Consider the following 19258-nt stretch of genomic DNA (forward strand, 5'->3'; position numbering starts at 1 on the left):
CGTGTCAGTCCTCCTCTCGAACTGGAACCCCGGCCATCCGGGGGGAAATCGCCTGAACGGTTTGCAGCACGACACGCTCGTCGCCCTGCCGCAGCGCCGCCTCTTCGGCGGCGTCGCGCAATGTCTTGGCGGCGGAAATGCGGGTCAGCACCGGATGGGATGCCACGATCCGCTCCAGCTCGCGCGCGGCATCCGCATCCCACGGGAAATCGCGGCGCAGCGGGGTGGGCGTGGCCTGGACCGCATCCATCTCCGTACCCAGCGGCAGGATGTGAAACAGCGCGTCGAACAGGCTGTTGCACACCTCCTGCACCAGCCAGGTCGCCCCGGCATAACCCATCACCGGCGTGCCCGTGGCGCGCCGTATGGCCGCCCCCGGAAAACTCATCGGCAGAAACGCGGGCCGCGGGCCAAAGCCCGACTTCATTTCCGCCAGATACATCTTCTCGTTGATCGACCCCATCAGGATCAGCGGACGCTTGCCGTGAACCAGGCTGCGCACTTCCTCGTTGTTGGTCTTTTTGCCCGCGCAGCGCGCCACCGCAAAGGCGCAGGGCAGGCCCATGTCACTCTCAAGGAAATTGCGCACACCGCGCGCATAGGTCTCGTTCGCCACAATCCCGAAATTCGCCGTGGCAAAGAAATCCTGCGTCACCGAGCGCCACAGATCCCAGACCGGTTTCAGCGTCGAATGCTTTTCGCGCGCAATGAACGGTTCCGGGTCAAGCCCCAGCATCTCACCCAGCTTGCGCAGAAAGAGCGTCGTGCTCTCCACACCGATCGGCGCCTGCAGATAGGGCTTGCCCAGAACCTCGGCCAAACCCCGGCCAAACTCACGATACATGACGATATTGACGTCGGCGTTGACCAGATTGCGCATCTCGGCCAGATGGGCGCCCAAGGGCATCACCATGTTGACCTCGGCGCCGATGCCTTCGACCAGACGGCGGATTTCGCGCAGATCAGAGGGCATGTTGAACGTGCCATACATCGGCCCGAGGATATTGACGCGGGGGGCGCTGCCCTCTTCACGTTTCTTCTCGGGCGGCATGCGCCCCTTGGTCATGCCGAATTCGCTGAAGATCCAGGTCATCGCCCGGTCCGCCGACTGCCATTGATCCTCGTCGATGGTGCGCGGCAGGAAACGCTGAATGTTGGTACCCTGCGGCGTGACCCCCCCGCCGATCATCTCGGCGATCGAGCCGGTCACGACCACCGCAGGCAACGCCGGATCGAGCGTACCCCAGGCGCGTTTCATCGCCTCTTCGGTGCCCGATCCCATCTCGCCCTCGCCCAGACCCGTCACCACGATAGGCAACTCATGCGGCGGCAGAGCGTCGGTGTAATGCAGAACAGACGTCACCGGCAGGTTCTCGCAGCCCACAGGACCGTCGATCACGACTTGCAGACCCTTGACGGCACAGAAGGCATAGACCGCCCCCCAATAGCCCCCGGCCCTGTCGTGATCCTGAATCAGCATCGGATCACCTCCGGCTTCATCTGGCCTGAAATACCTCGGGGGTGTGGGGGCAGCGCCCCCACTCCACAATATGCCCCACGCACACCCATCAGATCATCTCCTGCGCGGCCGCCGCGCGGGCCTGCTTGTCGAGCTTCTTCTGATGCTGCGCGCGGAAATCGGGGCGCAGGTTGGGATCGCCCTCCCAGATGCCCGCAGTATCGCCCTCGCCCACTCCGGCGAAAAAGGCGCGCATGTGATCCATCCGCGCCTTGTTGCCCATGGCGGCATTGACCACCTCGGCAAGGCTGCCCGCGCCTGCCGGACCCATCAGGGGACGGGCAGAGATGAGATTGGTGAAATAGAGCGCGGGAATGCCCTGTTCCTTGGCCTTTTGCACAACTGGCGTTGTGCCGATGGCAAGGTCAGGTTTGACCCCCTCCATCGCTGCGCAGTCATCTTCCAGCGAGGCGCGAAACTTGACCTTGACGCCCTTGGCCGCCAGCCATTCGGCATCCGCCGCCGACCACGGTGTTTTTGGACAGGCGGTGCCCACATAGGGCACCTCTGCGCCGCTCTCGATCAGCAGCCGGGCCACCAGAAGCTCGCTGCCCTCATAGCCCGAAAGGGTGATCCTGCCATTGATCGGCGCATTGGCCAGCGCGCCCTTGATCGCGGGCAAAAAGGCGTTTTGCGCAGCGGCCACCCTGTCCGACGAAAGGCCAAAAGCCTCGCCGATCCCCGCCAGCCAAGCCGCCGTGCCATCATGGCCCACCGGCGCTGAGCCGACAATCGCACGCCCCGCCGCCTCGAATTCACGGATCGCAGCAGTGTAGAACGGGTGGATCGCCGCCACCGCCCCACAATCGAGCGCCGCATATAGTTCCCGCCACTCGCGGCAGGGCACCACGGGTCCGGCGGCCAGACCCAAGGGCGCCAGCATCACGCCGATCATCATCGGGTCAGCGGGAAACATCTCGCCCAGCAATGTCACGGTCGGGCGGTCCGATTTGCCGCCCGCGGGGGCCGCGACGGGCCCGGCCATCACCTCCTTGCGGGCATAGTTCAGCATTGCCCCCGCCAGCACATCCTTGGCCTCGGCATGGGTGGGGATGCCGAAACCGGGCACGTCGATGCCCACGATTCGCACCCCGTTGATCTCGGAGGGCAGCAGGCGCAGCGGCACGCCCGAGGCGGTCGGCACGCAGAGATTGGTCACGACAATGGCGTCGAACCGGTCGGGATCGGCCATCTCATGCACGCTTTCGCGGATATCCTCGAAGAGTTTGCCGGTGACGAGCGTTTCGGAATTGAACGGCACATAACCCACAGACCGCCGCGCGCCGTAGAAATGGCTGACGAAGGTCAGGCCATAGACACAGCAGGCCGACCCGCTCAGAACCGTCGCCACCCGTTTCATCCGCAGGCCGACGCGCAAGCTGCCGAAGGCCGGGCACATGCTCTGGGGCTGATCGTGCGGCCCCCTGGGATAGTCGCGGGCGTACTGGTCGAGCAGGTCCGACTGCCCCGCCATGCGCGCGGCCCGTTCCATCTCGGCCCCGGAATGACAGCCACCGGCCTCGCCCGAAATCCGTGACGTCTGTTCAACCGGAGTACCGGTGATCACATCGGCCCCTGCGGCCCCGTCATATGTGATCTCATCGCTCATGACACCCGCCTTTGGGGGGCACTGGCGTTATCCCGATCGGGGATCCTGTCGGCGGCGCGGATATCGGCCAGCAGGCGGCACAGTTGTTCGGGCCGCGCGCGCGCCAGCAGGCGCTGCACCTCGGCCAAAGTCTCGCGGCGGGGCTCATCAGGCGTCGTCATAAACCACCTCCAGCGATGCTCTGGGAGCCGCGTATTTGCCGCGCATGTCGGCGTCGGTCGCCGGTTCCAGCACGATATCGCCGCCCGTATCCTTGCTGTCGAAAAGTCCGAGCAGCCCGTCCTGATCGAGCGGCGCGGGCCGCACCGGCGGGGCGACAGAAACCGCATCGGCCAGTTCGGCAAAGAGATCGCCCCACTGGCTCGCCGCCGAACCGACAATCTGGTAATTGGCGGATTTCCTGCGCAGGTCGTCATCCTGCGGGATCGCGGCCAGCACCGGGATATTGACCGCCCTGGCGAAGGCCTGCGCCTCGCCGGAATGGTCATCCTTGTTGATCACCAGGCCCGCGACACCGACATTGCCGCCCAGCTTGCGGAAATATTCCACCGCAGAACAGACGTTATTGGCGACATAAAGCGACTGCAGATCGTTCGAGGCGACCAGAATGACCTTCTGCGCCATGTCCCGCGCGATCGGCAGGCCAAACCCCCCGCACACCACGTCGCCCAGGAAATCCAGCAGGACGTAATCGAAATCCCAGTCGTGAAACCCGAGTTTTTCCAGCAGTTCAAACCCGTGGATGATGCCCCTGCCGCCACAACCGCGTCCCACTTCGGGTCCGCCCAGTTCCATCGCAAAGACACCACCGCGCTTGAAACAGACATCGCCGATCTTCACCGCCTCTCCGGCGAGGTTCTTTCTGGTCGATGTCTCGATGATCGTCGGACACGCCTTGCCCCCGAACAGAAGCGAGGTCGTATCGGATTTCGGGTCACAGCCGATCAGCAACACGCGCTTGCCCTGTTCGGCCATCATGTGACTGAGATTGGCGAGCGTGAACGATTTGCCGATGCCCCCCTTGCCATAGATCGCGATGATCTGGGTCTTGGACTTGGGTTCGCCCTGCGGCACCTCCAGCGTCGGCTCTTCATGTGCCTCGTCGCGCAGGCGGCGGTCGAAATCCTTGAGGTCTGGCACGTCGTCCTTCACGCTGCGTCCTTCCAGTTGAGTATCATTTTCAGGCAGTCAGGATCGTTGAATGCGGTCCGATAGGCCTGCTGTGCGGCGCTCGCCTGCACCTTGTGGGTGATCAGCCCGCACAGGCTCAGCACACCCGATTCGACCAGCGCCCGCGTCGCGGTCAGATCCTCATGCGTCCATTCCGCCGCGACACGCAGCCGCGCCTCTTTCATGAACGCCACGGGAAAGCCGAAACTGAGCGGTTGCGGATAGAACCCCGCCAGCACCACCTCACCGCCCCTGGCCAGGCGGCCAATCAATGTATCAAGCAGTCCCGCATCGCCCGAGGCGTCGTAGATCGCCCGATAATCACGGCGCGGGTCATCATCGGGATGGATCACCGTATAGCCCTCTGCGCCCGTGGCGCGGCCCGGCTGAATCTCCCAGACGGTCGGGGCGGGCGCACCGGCGGCAATCGTCAGCCGCGCTAGAAGCCGACCCAGAACGCCGTGGCCGACGATCAGATCCGGCACCGCCTTGTCCAGCCCCGCCATCGCATGCCGCGCGGTTGCCGCCAGCGCCAGCAGCGCGCCTTCGGCGCCGAAACCCGCATCAATGCGGCAGACACGACTCGCCTTTGTCACCAGCCGCGACGAGGCCCCGCCAAACAGGCCGAACGCGCCCTCGTAGCAATCTGCACCGGGCACAAAGACATGATCGCCGGGCCTGTATCCGGTGCCCGGCGCGGCCTCGACCACCTCGCCCGCGGCCTCGTATCCCGGCACCAGCGGATAGCCCATCCCCGGAAACGGCGGCATCCGGCCCGACCAGAACAGCTTTTCCGTGCCTGTCGAAATCCCCGAATGGGTCACATCCACAACCAGATCACCCGCGCCCGGCGCCTTGAGCGTCAGCATGTCAACGTCCAGATCCTCGGGGCCCTTCAGGTGAACAGCGCCGGTCTGCATGGTGGCCTCCTCCTTGGTGCTCGACAGACTCGCCAGAAATGAGGGTGTCGTAATGTAATTTTATGCAGACAGCATTATGTGTCAATCTTTCTTTACAGTTTTTGAGTTCCAATGCGGATTATTCCGGCTTTTCAAACTGCAAGGCGCTCGTCACATAGGGGCGCGGGGCCTTTGGCGGGCCGGGCTGCTCGAACCCCGCTGCACGGCACATTTCCGCGATCCGCGCTGCCGACCGCGCCCGCCCGGTGCCCATCGCCATGGTATAGAACGCAAAATAGACATCGCCCGCCCGCTCTGGCCGCGCGCCGCCTGACATCGGCTCTGCCACGATCAGACGCCCGCCGGAGGGCAGGGCACCGTAGACCTTGGCCAGCAACGCCGCCACCGTGGTGTCATCGTGATCATAGAGCACCCGGATGAGCGTTATCGCATCAGCCCCCCTGGGCAGAGGGTCCGTGCGAAACGAACCCGGACAGAGCGTCACTCGCTTCTCCAACCCGGATCCTGCCAGGCCCGCACGCGCCAAAGGGATGACCTCTGGCAAATCAAAAAGCGTCAACCGCAGATCGGGGTAGCGCACTGCAATCTCCGCCAGAAACGCGCCGCTGCCGCCCCCCACATCCACCACATGCGACAAACCCTTGAACGCAATCGTCCGCAACACATCCTGCGCCACCAGCGCCTGGGATTGCGCCATGAGATCCGAATAGCGCCGCGCCACCTCCGGCTCTGCTTTCGCCGCAGCACCAAAGACATAGGGCCAGAATCGGGCCAGCTCCGTCTTGCCCTGCCCGCGCAACAACGCCACGGGATCGCCCATGTCTGCATAGAATGCGTGATGGTGGCGGATCATCGCCTCCAGCCCCGGCACACCAAGAATCGCCGCGCCCCTGCGCGCCAGCCCGTAGCGTCCGTCGCGACGGCGCCTGAGCAGGCCGAGCGCCGTGCCCGCCTGCAGGAGAATGGTCATGCGATCCTCGGCCAGCCCCGCCCACCGCGCCAGACCACCGGCTGCCTGCGGCCCTTCGGCCAATCGGCGCAACAGTTCCAACTCCACCAGCGCCGCCAAGACCTGAGACTGCACGAATCCCTGAACGATATCGAAGATTTCGGCCCCGTCCCGCCGCGCGATGCCGCGCGTCAGGGGAAACCCGCTCGCCCATCTCTGAAACCCCGGATTGGCGATCAGCCGCATCAGCCAGCCGCCGCGCCTCTGCGCGCGAGCCTTGGGCAGGTCGCCCGCCACCGCCACAGGCTCAGGCCCCCATGCGGGCAGGCAGAACCGGGATGATCCGTTCGGCCTGCATCTGCACCATCATGGCCAGTCGCGCCTCGCCGGGGCAGGAGGGGATCGAGGCTATCGCGCCCGCCAGAATATCCTTGAGCCGGGCCACGGCCCCCTGCACACCCAGTTCCGCCACCGCGTTAGGCCGCCCGTGCAGATCGTCCTGCCCGACCGGTTTGCCCAAGGTCTCGGCGTCCAGCAGCGCGTCGCGCAGATCATCCGCGACCTGAAAGGCGGACCCGATACGTGCGCCCAGCTCGTACCAGGACTCGGGTTCGTGCCCCGCCGCGATCGCCCCCATCTGCGTGGCGGCGATGAACAGCGCGCCGGTTTTAGAACGGTGATAGGCCTCGAGATCGACGCTGGCCTCGCTTTCCCATCCCTGCCCCGCACAGATTCCGCTCGGCATCCCGCTGCGCCGGGCCAGAGCCAGAATAAGAGCCGTCGCGCGTCCCGCGTCCCTGTCGGCCACCCGCGCCAGTATCTCGAAGGCCATGATGATCAGCGCATCGCCCGTCAGCACCGCCAACGGCTCGCAATAGGCGCGATGCACCGAAGGCTTGCCGCGCCGCAAATCGGCATCGTCGAAACAGGGCAGATCGTCATGCACGAGGCTCGCGCAGTGCATGATCTCCAGCGCTGCCGCCGCCGCATCGCTGAGGTCGGGGCAGTCATCACCACAGGCCAGCGCCACGGACATCAGGATCGTGGGCCGGATACGCGCACCTCCGGGGGCGGTGGCATAGTCCAGCGCCTCGGCAAGCCGCGCCGGGGCCGGGCCCGCCTGTCCGCGCGCAATCGCCTGCGCAATGGCCGCCTCTATGCGGGTTTCGATGGGCATGGCCGCTCCTTTTCGCCAGATGTATCAATATTCTGACATTTTATATGTAAATCATACTGGACACATTGTGTGCATGAGTCAACAATCGCCTTATGGAACCTGCCGCCTCATCTCCGGCCGCATGCGACCGGGCCGTAATCGTCGGTGCCGGGATCGCTGGCCTTGCGGCGGCTGTGCGGCTGGCGCACGCCGGGCTCTGCGTCACTGTTCTGGAGCGTCTCGCCGCGCCGGGGGGCAAGATGCGTACTCTGCCTTCCGAGTCGGGGCCAATTGATGCCGGACCCACGGTGCTGACGTTACGCGGGGTGTTCGAGGCGCTGTTTCAATCTGTTGGTGAGCGGTTGGAGGATCATGTCGACCTGATCCCGCAACAGATCCTTGCGCGGCATTTCTGGCCGGATGGCAGCACCCTCGACCTCCACGCCGATGAGGGCCAGTGCCGCGCGGCGATCCACGCCTTTGCCGGTGCCCGCGCGGTCAGGCAGTTCAACGCCTTCTGCGCCCGCGCCCGCCGCCTGTTCGCGACCTTTGACCCGCCAATGATGCAAGCCCCGGCGCCCTCGCCCCTCGCCCTCGCGGCTCTGGTTGCGCGCCAGCCCACGCTGTTGCGCGCCATGGCGCCCTTGTCGACCCTGGCGCAGAGCCTCGCGCGCCAGTTCGACGATCCGCGCCTTGCGCAGCTCTTTGGCCGCTATGCCACCTATGTCGGCGGCTCGCCCTATCACGCGCCCGCCCTCCTGTCGCTCATCTGGCAGGCCGAGGCGGCCGGTGTCTGGAGCGTGCGCGGCGGCATGCACCGTCTGGCGCAATCCCTGGCAAAACTGGCCACGGCACGCGGGGCAGAGTTTCACTATAACGCCCATGTCGCCCGCATCGACACCTCGGCGGGCAGCGTTGTCGGCGTGACGCTGGCGGATGGCACGTTCATCCCGGCCGCTACAGTCCTTTTCAACGGCGATCCGCGCGCGCTTGCCTCGGGTGCATTGGGTCCGGGCGTGACCGGCGTGGCGTCCCGGACGCTCACTAGCCCGCGCAGCCTTTCGGCGCAGGTCTGGGCCTTTGCCGCCACGCCGACCGGCCCCGATCTTGCCCACCACAACATCTTCTTCGCCTCTGATCCACGGGCCGAATTCGACGACCTGCGCGCCGGTCGCTGCCCGCGTGACGCGACGATCTACGTCTGCGCACAGGATCGCAGCCTGCCCGAAGCCCCCCCCGCACGCGAGCGGTTCGAGATCATCCTGAACGCCCCGCCGTTGGGCGGCCTCACCCAAGCAGCCGAGGATTTCACCTCATGTCATACCCGGACCTTTCAGAACCTCACGCGCCATGGCCTGCGCTTCGACCCGCTGCCGGGACAGGGCGCGCTGACGACGCCCGCCCGGTTCGAGCGGATGTTCCCGGCCTCGCTCGGATCGCTCTACGGGCAGAGCCCGCAGGGGATGATGGCGGCCCTTCAGCGCCCCAGGGCGCGCACGGCGATCAGGGGCCTTTACCTTGCGGGGGGCGGGGCGCATCCGGGGGCCGGGGTGCCGATGGCAACCCTCTCCGCCCGGCATGCGGCAGAGGCGATCCTGAGCGACCGAACTTCAACCTCGACGTCCCGCCCAATGGCTACGCATGGTGGTATGTCGACGGTCTGAGCGACGATGGCAATCGCGCCGTCAGCGTCATCGCCTTTATCGGCTCGGTGTTTTCGCCGTGGTATGCCTGGTCGGGGCGCAGGAACCCCGCCGATCATGTCTGCATCAACGTGGCCACCTATGGCCCCGGCGGGCGGTTCACCATGACGGATCGCGGCGCCTCCGCGCTGCGCCAGACGCCTGACTGCCTGACGGTCGGACCGTCCTCGATGCGGTGGGACGGCGGCCGGCTGATAATCGAGGTCAACGAAATATCCTCGCCGCCGCTGGTCAGCCGGGTGCGCGGGCGGATCACCCTCACGCCCTCGGCGCTGACCGGCGTGGAAATGCCGCTGACGCCCCAGGGCACCCATGTCTGGCGACCCTTCGCGCCCAACGCCGCGATCGAGGTGGATCTGGACGCAAGGGGCTGGCAGTGGCGGGGGCATGGCTATTTCGACGCCAATTTCGGCACCCGCGCGCTGGAGCAGGATTTCCGCTACTGGACATGGGGGCGCTACCCGGTGCGGGGGGGATCCACCTGTTTCTACGATGCGGTGCGGATGGATGGATCGGCGCTGGCGACAGCGGTGCATTTCGACGCCGATGGCACCGCAAGAGCCATCCCCCTGCCGCCCAAGGCGGCGATGCGCCGAAGCCTGTGGATGGTGGCGCGCGACACCCGCGCCGATGCCGGTTATCAGCCGAAACAGATCAAACCGATGCTCGATGCGCCCTTTTACAGCCGCTCCGCCGTGCGCACGCGATTGGACGGCGAAGAGACTGTGGGCGTGCACGAGGCGCTGGACCTCACGCGGTTTCGGATGGCGTTTCTCAAACCGATGCTCGCGGTCCGTGTGCCGCGCCGGGCGCGATGGCGGTTCGAATAGGGTTGGCAAAAATGGCCTGATACGGACGTTGCGGCCGGGTGCCATACGAAGGGTCACATCAGGCCAATCCCGGTCCCCTAACCCACCTCGTCCGGGTTCAACCGCAGCACCGACAGGTTCAGCATCCCGGCCACGCTGACCCAGACCAGATAGGGCACGAAAAGCAACCCCGCGATCCAGTCCACCGACCACAGCGCCGCCAGGGTCGCCGCCACCGACGCCCAAAGCGCCACCAGAACAATCAGCCCCAGCCGCATCCGACGCAAACCGAAGAACACCGGCGTCCAGAGCCCGTTCAGGGCAATCTGCAAGGACCAGAGCGCCATGGCAATCCCGTTGCCGGGGCTGACCGCCGCCCGCGCTCCCGCCGCCGCCATGCAGATATAGAGAGTTGTCCAGGCCACCGGAAACAGCCAGTTGGGCGGTGTCCACCACGGCTTTTTCAGCCGCGCATACCAGTCACCCGGCGGAAACAGCCCACCTGTCGAGCCCGCCGCAAAGCAGGCCGCCAGAAAAATCCCGAATGTCATCCATATCATGCGGTTTTCCTAACCCGTCCGGCATCCCGGCTCAACCCTGCCCGCCGCTCCATGTCCTGCGCTTTCAGACGCGCCAGTGCCTCGCAGAGCGTATCGCTCCAGTCCTGAGCGCGTGGCGCGTCCCGCGCCGCCGCCCGCACCAGAAATTCCGTTTCGGGCAGAGCCTTTGCATAGATCACCGGCGAGCGCGGCAACACCGCCGTCCCACCCGCCCGCAGCATCGCCAGCATCAGCCAGCCCAGTTTCTGCGCGCCATTGGTGCGTGCCCGCCGCGTCATGCTGTCATATCCGCCCGCGCGTACCCGACCGCCGATCCCGGCATAGATGAACCGCGCGGCAAAGATACCCGGTCGCACCGAGAGCGGCAGCGCCGCGACACCGGCCTCGGACCGATGATAAAGCGCATCCGCCTCGTGCAGGAGTCTGCGCACAATGCGGCGGGTCTCAGGTGTCGGATCGGGATGGTCCAGAAACGCCTCCGGCGTCATCCCGGCCTCGGCCAGCCAGTCAAGCGGCAGATAGATGCGCGCCTCGCGCGCATCCTCGCCGACGTCGCGCGCGATATTGGTGAGTTGCATCGCAACCCCCAGATCGCAGGCCCGCGCCAGCGCATCGCGGTCGCGCACGCGCATGAGCACGCACATCATCGCGCCCACAGCAGAGGCCACCCGCGCCGAATAGGCCCGCAGGTCCGGCAGGGTGGCATAGCGACGCGCCTCAGCGTCCCAGGCCAGCCCTTCGAGCAGCGCATCAGGCAGTGCGCGCGGCATGTCGAACCCTTCGATGATGGCGGCAAAGGCCCGGTCGGCGGGGGCATTGCGCGGGCGGCCGGCATAGGCCAGATCCAGCCGCTCGTGCAGACCGAGAACCGCTGCGGCCTTTTCGCGGTTCTCATCCACCGCGTCATCCGCAAGCCGACAGAACGCATAGAGCGCCAGCGCCGGATCGCGCACCCGGCGCGGCAAAAGCCGCGCGGCGGCGTGAAACGACCGCGAGCCGTGGCGGATCGCCGCCGTGCAATGTTCCAGATCGCGGGGATCAATCATCGGATCACCCCTACCGGCACCGCATCGGGTACCAGTTGCGCCAGCACTTCGGCGCTGGAAATCACCCCCGGCAACCCGGCACCGGGATGGGTGCCCGCGCCCACCAGATAGAGCCCCCGCACCTCTTCGCTGACATTATGGGGCCGGAACCACGCGCTTTGCAGAATGCGCGGCTCGATGGAGAATCCGGTGCCGTAGGGGCTGAGATAGCGGTCACGGAACGTCTCGGGCGTGAACACCTCAGAGGCGGTCAGATGCGCGCCCAAACCGGGCAGCAACCGCTCTTCCAGCACCTTCTGCACCTTCTGTCGGTAGGGCTCTGCCTCGACCGCCCAATCGACCGGATCGGCATGGCCCAGATGCGGCACCGGGCTGAGCGCATAAAACGTATCGCCGCCCTCGGGCGCAACCGTGGGATCGGTGACAGAGGGGCGATGCACATAGAGGCTCATGTCATCCGCCAGCACGCCACGGCGAAAGATGTCGCGCACCAGCCCCTTGTAGCGCGGCCCGTTCAGGATCGTATGATGGTCCGCGTCCTGCCACATCCCGCGCGTTCCCCGCGTCCCGAAATACCAGACAAACAGGCTCATCGACCAGCGCGACCGTTTGAGTCGCGCAGTGGTCCAGCGCCGCCGGGGATGGTTGCGCAGCAGGTGATCATAGGTATGCCCCGCATCGGCATTGGAGATGACGATATCGGCGCTGATCGCCTCGCCGCCCAGCAGTTTCACGCCCGTCGCGCGGCCCTTGGCGATCGCGATTTCATCCACCTCCGCGCCCTGCCGGATCAGACCGCCCTGTCCCTTGATCACCCGGACCATGGCGCGGGCGATGGCATCGACACCGCCGATGGCGTAATGCACGCCAAAAGCCGCCTCGAGATGACTGACCAGCGCATACATCGAGGTCACGTTGAACGGATCGCCGCCGATGAACAGCGGGTGAAACGACAGCGCCATGCGCAGGCGCTCATCCCGCATCCGCCGTGCAGCATGGGCATAGACCGAACGGTCAGCGCGCAACCAGGCAAACTTCGGCAAGACCTTGATCAGGTCGACCAGCCGATGCATCGAGCGCCGCCCCAGATCCTCGAACCCGAACCAATAGCGCGCCTCGCTGTCACGCACGAAGCGATCATAGCCCCTGAGGTCACCGGGCGAGAGGCGCGCAACCTCGGCACGCATCGCCACGCGATCCTGCCGCGCGGTAAAGGTGCTGCCATCCGGCCAGCGGATCTCATAGAACGGATCGAGCGCGCGCAGATCGACATCATCGTCGAAATCGCGCCTGCAGGCGGCCCACAAATCCCGAAAAAGCTGTGGCACCGTCACGATGGTGGGGCCGAGATCAAAGCGATGACCGTCACGGGTGATGCTCGACCCGCGTCCGCCGGGGCTGTCCAGACGGTCCAGAACCGTCACGCGATAACCCTTGGCCCCCAGCCGCATCGCCGAAGCCAGCCCACCCAGCCCGGCGCCGATCACGACCGCATGCGGCGCATCGGTGCGGGTGGCCTGTTCGATCAGGCAGGGATCGACTCTTGTCAACATGGGTCAAGACTACAGGTGTCTAATTTAATTGACAATCATTTCCGGCAGCCCTTTTCTTGGACCATGAACCGTGTCAAACTTGACTGACAGACCGGAAAGGAGCGGCGCCATTCAGACCGTCAGCCTGAGCTTCTACCGTTTTTCGCGGGGCATCGACCGGCTCTGGGCGCTGGCCATGATGGGGGCTGCGCGGCTGTCTCTGCCGCGCGTGCCGGGCATCGGTTTCTGGAAACTGCTGGGATCGGGTACAGGCGAGGGGTTCACCCCCCTGCCCGATACCGGCGTCTACGCCATCCTCGCGGTCTGGCCGGATGCGGCCACGGCGCGGCAACAGACCGCCACCGCCCCGATATTCCGCCGCTATCTCGCCCGCGCCGCCGAGAGCTGGACGGTACTGCTGGCCCCCATATCGGCGCGCGGAAAATGGTCCGGGCAGGCGCCATTCAGCGCCCCCGATACCACCGCCCCCGCCGGTCCCGTCGCCGCCCTCACCCGCGCCACTCTCAGGCCGCACAAGGCGCTGCGGTTCTGGCGGCGGGTGCCGGGTATCAGCAAGGTGATCGGCAGTAATCCCGACGTCGCCTTCAAGATCGGTGTGGGCGAGGTGCCGCTCCTGCATCAGGTCACGTTTTCGATCTGGCCCGACACCCGCAGCATGGCGGAATTCGCGCGCCGTGACGGCCCCCATGCCCGCGCCATCACCGCCGTACGCGACGGCGACTGGTTCCGCGAGGAACTCTATGCGCGCTTCACCGTCATCGGTGAGTCGGGCAGATGGGGCGGCGACAGCCCGCTCCGAACCATCAAAGGACAACCATGATCGCGCCCTTCCCCTTTTCCGCCATCGTCGGTCAGGGCGACATGAAATGCGCCATGATCCTCACGGCGATCGAGCCTGCGCTTGGCGGGGTGCTGGTGTTTGGCGACCGGGGCACCGGCAAATCCACAGCCGTGCGGGCGCTGGCGGCACTCTTGCCACCCATCCGCATGGTGGCGGGCAGTCCGGTCAATGCCGAACGCCCCGAGGATACGCCCGACTGGGCCACCGCCCCTTTGGGCGAGATCGTCGAGCGCCCGACCCCGGTGATCGACCTGCCGCTGGGCGTGACAGAAGACCGGGTGACCGGCGCGCTCGATATCGAGCGCGCGCTGACGCTGGGCGAAAGGGCGTTTCAACCCGGCCTGCTCGCGCGCGCCAATCGCGGGTATCTCTATATCGACGAGGTCAATCTGCTTGAGGATCACATCGTCGATCTGTTGCTCGACGTCGCCCAATCCGGTGAGAACGTGGTCGAACGCGAGGGGCTGTCGATCCGCCATCCTGCGCGTTTCGTGCTGGTCGGTTCCGGCAATCCCGAAGAGGGCGAACTGCGCCCGCAACTTCTGGACCGTTTCGGCCTCTCGGTCGAGGTGAGCTCGCCCACCGACATCGAGGAACGCATCGAGGTGATCCGCCGCCGTGACGCCTATGAACGCGACACGGCGGATTTCATGGCCCATTGGCAGGCCGAGGATGCCCGCATCCGCGCCGCCATCCTTGCCGCCCGCGAGAACCTGCGCAGCATCACCACGCCCGCGGAGGTCTTGCGCGACTGCGCCACGCTCTGCATCGCCATCGGCGCGGACGGATTGCGCGGCGAACTGACGCTGTTGCGCGCCGCCCGCGCGCTGGCGGCCTATGAGAATGTTGTCGCCGTAACCCGCGAACATCTGACGCAGGTCGCCCCGCTGGCGCTCAGCCACCGGCTGCGCCGCGATCCGCTGGATGAGGCGGGCAGTGCCGCCCGCATCACCCGCGCGATGCAGGAGGTCTGGGGATGACGGACAGCCCGGCATGGGCGCGCGCGATGCGGGCGCTGACCCTGCTGGCGGTCGATCCAGAGGGACTGCGCGGCCTGACCCTGCGCGCCCGCGCCGGCCCGGTGCGGCAGGCGTTCGAATCCGCCCTGACCCGCATGCCCGGCGCTGTCCGGCGCATCCATGCCGATCTTGGCGACGAACAGCTTTTTGGCGGAACCGACATTTACGCCACGCTTGCCGCCGGTCGCCTGATCCGGAGCGCGGGGCTGGCCCAAGCCCCTTCCCGGCTGATCCTGCCCATGGCGGAACGTACCCCCCCGGCCCTCGCGGCACGGCTGGCGCAACTGCTCGACCAGAGCGCGGGCCACACGCTCATCCTGCTCGACGAGGGGATCGAGGCCGAAGAGGCCGCCCCGCAGACCCTGGCCGAACGGCTGGCGCTGCATGTCACGCTTGACGGCATTTCCCACAGCGCCGCGCCTGCGCTGATGCCCGCGCCGGCAGACATAAGCGTCGCGCGCAAACGGCTTGATGCCGTCTCACACAGCCCCGAGGATCTTGTCGCACTGACCGCCCTTGCCGCCAGTTTCGGCATCGACAGCCTACGCGCGCCCTGGCTGGCGCTTCGCGCCGCCCGCGCGCTGGCCGCCATCGACGGACGCGGCGGCGTGACGCCGGACGATCTGCGTGAGGCGGCGGAACTGGTCTATCCCGCCCGCGCCACGCAACTGCCGCGAGAGCCGGAACCGGAGACGCCCGAGGACAGGCCCGAGCCGGAAAACCCGAGCAGCGCCGAGGCCCCAGACATGCCCGACGAGTTGCTGATCGCTGCGGTCGCCGCCCTCTTGCCGCCCGCGCTGCTTGACGCCCTTGTCAGCCGCGCAGGTCTGCGCCGCGCTGCCGGATCCGGCGCGGGCGCGCGGCGCAGGGCGCAGCATCGCGGTCGCCCGCTGCCCGCACGCCCCGGTCGCCCTGACGGGCGCATGCGCATCGACCTTATCGCCACGTTGCGCGCGGCTGCCCCCTGGCAGCCGCTCCGCCGCTCCGCGCGACCTGATGCGCCCGGCCTCATCATCCACCCATCCGACATCCATCTCAAACGCTTCGAGAACCGTTCTGACCGGTTGGTGATCTTCGTCGTCGACGCCTCGGGTTCCGCCGCCCTTGCACGGCTGGCCGAGGCCAAGGGAGCGGTAGAGCTGCTGCTGGCTCAGGCCTATGCCCGGCGCGATCGGGTGGCGCTCATCGCCTTTCGCCGGCAGACCGCCGATCTGATTCTGCCGCCCACACGCGCGCTGGTGCAGGCCAAACGGCGGCTTGCCGGTCTGCCGGGCGGCGGCGGCACGCCACTTGCCGCAGCCCTTGAGGCCACTCTGACCCTCGCCCGTCAGGCTGAAACCCACGGACTCAGCCCCGCGCTGGCCCTGCTGACCGACGCCCGCGCCAATATCGCGCTGGACGGGCGCGGCGACCGGGCGCAGGCGGCGCTGGACACCTCCCGCCTCGCCGCGCTTTGCCGGGCGCGCAACCTGCCCGCCATCGTGATCGACACCGCCAACCGGCCCGGTCCCGATCCGGCACGGCTGGCCGCCGAGATGGGCGCGCGCCACCTTGCCCTGCCGCGCGCCGATGCGCGGGCGATCTCTGCCGCCGTCGCCACGACCCTCGGGGGCTGAGCGCGATGGACTGGGATCGCGACCTGTCAACATGGCCCCTGCACGACCGTTCCCGGCGCGTCGCGCAATCCCCGCACCAATGGCATGTGCAGGAGATGGGCGAGGGTCCGCTCGCGCTGCTGCTGCATGGTGCGGGGGCCTCGACCCATAGCTGGCGCGACCTTATTCCGGCACTCGCACAAAGCCACCGGGTGATCGCGCTCGACCTGCCCGGACAGGGATTTTCGCGGGCAGGGGCCAGACGCCGACTTGGCCTGCCGGGCATGACCGAGGACATCGCCGCGCTCTGCGCCGCGCAGGGCTGGCACCCCGCGCTGATCCTGGGCCATTCGGCCGGTGGCGCGATCGCGCTCAATCTCTCTACACGCCTCACCACGCCCGGAAACGACGCGCCCGACATCGCCTGCATCAATGCCGCGCTTGGCCGGTTCGAGGGCGTCGCCGGCTGGCTCTTTCCGGTGCTGGCCAGGCTGCTTGCACTCAACCCGCTGACCGCCGCGCTCTTTACCCTTGGCGCGGACAAGACCGCCCGCGCCCGCCGCCTGATCGAAGGCACCGGATCGAGAATTTCGCCCGAGGGCCTCGCGCTCTATGCCCGGCTGATTGCCGACCGCGCGCATGTCGATGCGACCCTGCAGATGATGGCACAATGGGATGTCGATCCGCTGCTCAAACGACTGCCGCGGATCCCCAACCGCTGCCTGTTGCTAACCGGCGCGCACGACCTCGCGGTGCCGCCCGAGACCTCGGTGCGCGCCGCGACCCGCCTGCCGCGCGCCCGCGCGCTCAGTCTTGGCGGGCTTGGCCATCTCACGCACGAAGAGGATCCGGCGCGCGTGCTGGCGACGCTGCTGGATCAGGGCAACTGGCCCTGACAGCTGGCAAGACCGGTCATAGCGCTCTCCTGGTCAGGTACCCTGCCCCGGTCCCGAATCGCAGAGTCGCGGTTCATATAGAACATGACAGCCCCGCCCCCGCGCCTTGGCCGCATAGAGTGCCAGATCCGCATCGGCCAGCATCTGCGCCGGATCCGGGGTCTCGTAGCCGCAACTGAGCGTCGCGCCGATACTGCCTGAAATCCGGCAGTCCTGCCCGCCATGATCTATCGGCTCTTGCAGCCGCGCGATCAGCCGCTGCGCAGTTTCATCCAGACGGGATCGCGCGGTCAAACCGACAAGGATCAGCACGAATTCGTCGCCACCGACCCGGACGATCAGATCCTCGGCGCGCAGCACCGACAGCATGCGCTGCGCCGCCACCTGCAACACATGATCGCCCGCAACATGCCCCAGCGTGTCGTTCACCTGCTTGAAAAAATCGAGATCGAGATGCATCAGCGCGAAATCCTGTTCGCTCTGCATCAGCCGGTCGAGCACCCGGTCAAGCGCCCGCCGGTTGCCCAGCCCGGTCAGTGTATCGGTCAGCGCCTGTTCCTCCGCCGCGCGCCGCGCGCCCTGAAGACGCAGGTTCAGCTTCCGCGAAGCCTCCATCGCGGCGGATTTCGCCTCGATCAGATAGAGCATTTCGGTGGTCGGATCCGTCACCGCGAAATCCTTGCCGGTGAGGTTGAAATCGCGCACCGCCTCGACCACCGAAATCCCGAAGGACAGGTTCACCACCGCGCCGCTGCCAAGGTCCGGCGCGTCAGGCAGGGCAAAGAGCGCACCGTTCAGCCCGATGCGCGGCCTTTCCCGGTGCCGCAGTTTCAGCCGCGTGCCGTGACAGGCCCGCAGCCCGGCCATGTCCACTATCCCGCGCGGACGGCGCAGTTCAAAGACCTCCAGAAACCGGCGCCCGCTCAGCGGCTGTTGCGCAAACACATTGCGCAGCGTCGGTCCGGCATGCACCACACGCCCCCCGGCATCGAGGACCACATGCATCGGACAGAGCATATCCAGTAACCCGCAGAGCGCATCATCGCTCACGCTCATGACGGATGCCCCCGCGCACCAAGGTCAAATGCCCGGCCATGCGCAAACGCCTCTTCCAGAAGGTGAATTCCGATCATCTCGTGGCTTTCGGCGATGCCGCGATATTCCATCAGCACCAGCGCGCCATAATCGTCGGCCATGGCGCGCAACACACCCATCATCACCGGACCAAAGCGCAGGTCATGGCCATCCGGCAGCCCGACATGCAGACAATACCACCCATCGTCATGATCCGTCAGCTCCAGCGACGGCAGGTCGAGATCGGTCACAGCCAGCCGCGCCCGTTCCGGCAGATCGTCGAGGGAATGCAGGAAATCGACGAAATCCACCCCGCTGAAGCGCAGCAGGCGACGCAGCGCGTCACTCTGCGGGTTGGAGACCAGATAGGTGCCGATATCCTCCAGAAGATCGTCACGCCCGCGTTCCAGCCGCGCCGCCACGGCCGCCAGAACCCGCCCGGTGACCTGCGGCTCATAGAGCAGCATTGCCTCGAACTCGGTATAACCAAGATCCAGACGCCGGATCGTGTCGATCCAGACCTCGCGCCCATAGGTGTCGCGGACGAATCTTTCGATGGCGCGGTTGACCAGCCCGTGCATTTTCCTTTCCCCTCGCATGGACCGAGACTGGCACGCCGCCGTTAACAAGCCCTCTATATCTAGAATGCCATCGATTTTTTCGCGCCACGCCCGCCTTGCCATCGCGGCGGCACGTTGCTACATCGTGGTGTATCCGTTGGGGTGCCCGTTCAGGGCTGAGAGGCGATGCGCCAACCCACCGAACCTGATCCGGCTCGCACCGGCGTAGGGAACGGAGACCGCGCAACCCGCGCCTTTCCCCCTTGCACCCGCGATCCG

Annotated in this window: 18 protein-coding genes and 1 riboswitch; of the genes, 6 read left to right on the forward strand and 12 right to left on the reverse strand. The window is 66.6% G+C overall.

The genetic code is table 11. The features are described from left to right. Positions 1-4: 4 nt before the first annotated feature. The 7 genes from bchZ to BSG08_RS13175 all read right to left on the reverse strand — a co-directional run bounded on the left by bchZ (position 5) and on the right by BSG08_RS13175 (position 7344). Positions 5-1480 carry a chlorophyllide a reductase subunit Z gene (bchZ, locus tag BSG08_RS13150; protein WP_093037706.1) on the reverse strand — a complete coding sequence of 492 codons (1476 nt, stop codon included), beginning with the start codon at positions 1478-1480 and terminating at the stop codon, positions 5-7. 88 nt (positions 1481-1568) lie between these two features. Beyond that, the gene (bchY, locus tag BSG08_RS13155) at positions 1569-3128 is read right to left on the reverse strand and encodes a chlorophyllide a reductase subunit Y (protein ID WP_093037709.1); all 1560 of its coding nucleotides are present in this window, start codon (positions 3126-3128) and stop codon (positions 1569-1571) included. Then, positions 3125-3289 carry a hypothetical protein gene (locus BSG08_RS19500; RefSeq protein WP_175544785.1) on the reverse strand — a complete coding sequence of 55 codons (165 nt, stop codon included), beginning with the start codon at positions 3287-3289 and terminating at the stop codon, positions 3125-3127. Before BSG08_RS19500 ends, bchY begins: the two co-directional genes overlap by 4 nt. After that, positions 3276-4280, reverse strand: a complete 1005-nt coding sequence (locus BSG08_RS13160) for a chlorophyllide a reductase iron protein subunit X (protein ID WP_093037712.1) — start codon at positions 4278-4280, stop codon at positions 3276-3278. The genes BSG08_RS19500 and BSG08_RS13160 overlap by 14 nt, the downstream gene beginning before the upstream one ends. After that, complete coding sequence (gene bchC, locus BSG08_RS13165) at positions 4277-5218, reverse strand: chlorophyll synthesis pathway protein BchC (protein ID WP_093037715.1); 942 nt, start codon at positions 5216-5218, stop codon at positions 4277-4279. The genes BSG08_RS13160 and bchC overlap by 4 nt, the downstream gene beginning before the upstream one ends. Before the next feature lie 118 nt (positions 5219-5336). Beyond that, positions 5337-6470 (reverse strand): methyltransferase, encoded by a 1134-nt coding sequence (locus BSG08_RS13170; protein ID WP_245770699.1) that lies wholly within the window; start codon positions 6468-6470, stop codon positions 5337-5339. A gap of 4 nt (positions 6471-6474) precedes the next feature. Then, positions 6475-7344 (reverse strand): polyprenyl synthetase family protein, encoded by an 870-nt coding sequence (locus tag BSG08_RS13175; RefSeq protein WP_093037718.1) that lies wholly within the window; start codon positions 7342-7344, stop codon positions 6475-6477. A 92-nt stretch (positions 7345-7436) separates the two neighbouring features. Between BSG08_RS13175 and crtD the strand changes: the two genes are divergently transcribed. Beyond that, positions 7437-8987, forward strand: coding sequence for a 1-hydroxycarotenoid 3,4-desaturase CrtD (gene crtD, locus BSG08_RS13180; protein ID WP_093037721.1), 1551 nt, complete (start codon positions 7437-7439; stop codon positions 8985-8987). Further along, the gene (gene crtC, locus BSG08_RS13185) at positions 8984-9856 is read left to right on the forward strand and encodes a carotenoid 1,2-hydratase (RefSeq protein ID WP_093037892.1); all 873 of its coding nucleotides are present in this window, start codon (positions 8984-8986) and stop codon (positions 9854-9856) included. The genes crtD and crtC overlap by 4 nt, the downstream gene beginning before the upstream one ends. A gap of 77 nt (positions 9857-9933) precedes the next feature. Here crtC and tspO read toward each other — a convergent pair whose 3' ends face one another. Genes tspO through BSG08_RS13200 form a run of 3 tightly spaced genes read right to left on the reverse strand, consistent with a single transcriptional unit; the run spans position 9934 to position 12994 of the window. Further along, positions 9934-10395 (reverse strand): tryptophan-rich sensory protein TspO, encoded by a 462-nt coding sequence (tspO, locus tag BSG08_RS13190; RefSeq protein WP_093037724.1) that lies wholly within the window; start codon positions 10393-10395, stop codon positions 9934-9936. Beyond that, positions 10392-11441: a 15-cis-phytoene synthase gene (crtB, locus tag BSG08_RS13195; RefSeq protein WP_093037727.1), complete on the reverse strand. Its 1050-nt coding sequence runs from the start codon at positions 11439-11441 to the stop codon at positions 10392-10394. Before crtB ends, tspO begins: the two co-directional genes overlap by 4 nt. Next, a complete protein-coding gene (locus tag BSG08_RS13200; RefSeq protein WP_093037730.1) occupies positions 11438-12994 on the reverse strand; it encodes a phytoene desaturase in 1557 nt (518 codons plus the stop codon). Before BSG08_RS13200 ends, crtB begins: the two co-directional genes overlap by 4 nt. A 70-nt stretch (positions 12995-13064) precedes the next feature. On the opposite strand from BSG08_RS13200, the gene crtA reads away from it, so the two are divergent. From crtA to bchO, 4 genes are read left to right on the forward strand one after another with little or no spacing between them, the layout of a single operon-like run. Continuing rightward, positions 13065-13814: a spheroidene monooxygenase gene (crtA, locus tag BSG08_RS13205; RefSeq protein ID WP_093037733.1), complete on the forward strand. Its 750-nt coding sequence runs from the start codon at positions 13065-13067 to the stop codon at positions 13812-13814. After that, positions 13811-14815: a magnesium chelatase ATPase subunit I gene (bchI, locus tag BSG08_RS13210; RefSeq protein ID WP_093037736.1), complete on the forward strand. Its 1005-nt coding sequence runs from the start codon at positions 13811-13813 to the stop codon at positions 14813-14815. Before crtA ends, bchI begins: the two co-directional genes overlap by 4 nt. Continuing rightward, positions 14812-16470: a magnesium chelatase subunit D gene (locus BSG08_RS13215; protein ID WP_093037739.1), complete on the forward strand. Its 1659-nt coding sequence runs from the start codon at positions 14812-14814 to the stop codon at positions 16468-16470. Before bchI ends, BSG08_RS13215 begins: the two co-directional genes overlap by 4 nt. 5 nt (positions 16471-16475) lie before the next feature. Beyond that, the gene (gene bchO, locus BSG08_RS13220; protein ID WP_093037741.1) at positions 16476-17345 is read left to right on the forward strand and encodes an alpha/beta fold hydrolase BchO; all 870 of its coding nucleotides are present in this window, start codon (positions 16476-16478) and stop codon (positions 17343-17345) included. Between the two features lie 33 nt (positions 17346-17378). Here the strand turns inward: bchO and BSG08_RS13225 are convergent, their stop codons facing one another. Continuing rightward, positions 17379-18401: a GGDEF domain-containing protein gene (locus BSG08_RS13225; protein WP_093037744.1), complete on the reverse strand. Its 1023-nt coding sequence runs from the start codon at positions 18399-18401 to the stop codon at positions 17379-17381. Continuing rightward, complete coding sequence (locus BSG08_RS13230) at positions 18398-19000, reverse strand: heme NO-binding domain-containing protein (RefSeq protein WP_093037747.1); 603 nt, start codon at positions 18998-19000, stop codon at positions 18398-18400. Before BSG08_RS13230 ends, BSG08_RS13225 begins: the two co-directional genes overlap by 4 nt. Before the next feature lie 127 nt (positions 19001-19127). Then, a riboswitch (TPP riboswitch) is annotated at positions 19128-19228 on the forward strand. Positions 19229-19258 lie beyond the last annotated feature (30 nt).

It is taken from the genome of Roseovarius azorensis, assembly GCF_900109455.1.
GTDB lineage: Bacteria > Pseudomonadota > Alphaproteobacteria > Rhodobacterales > Rhodobacteraceae > Roseovarius > Roseovarius azorensis.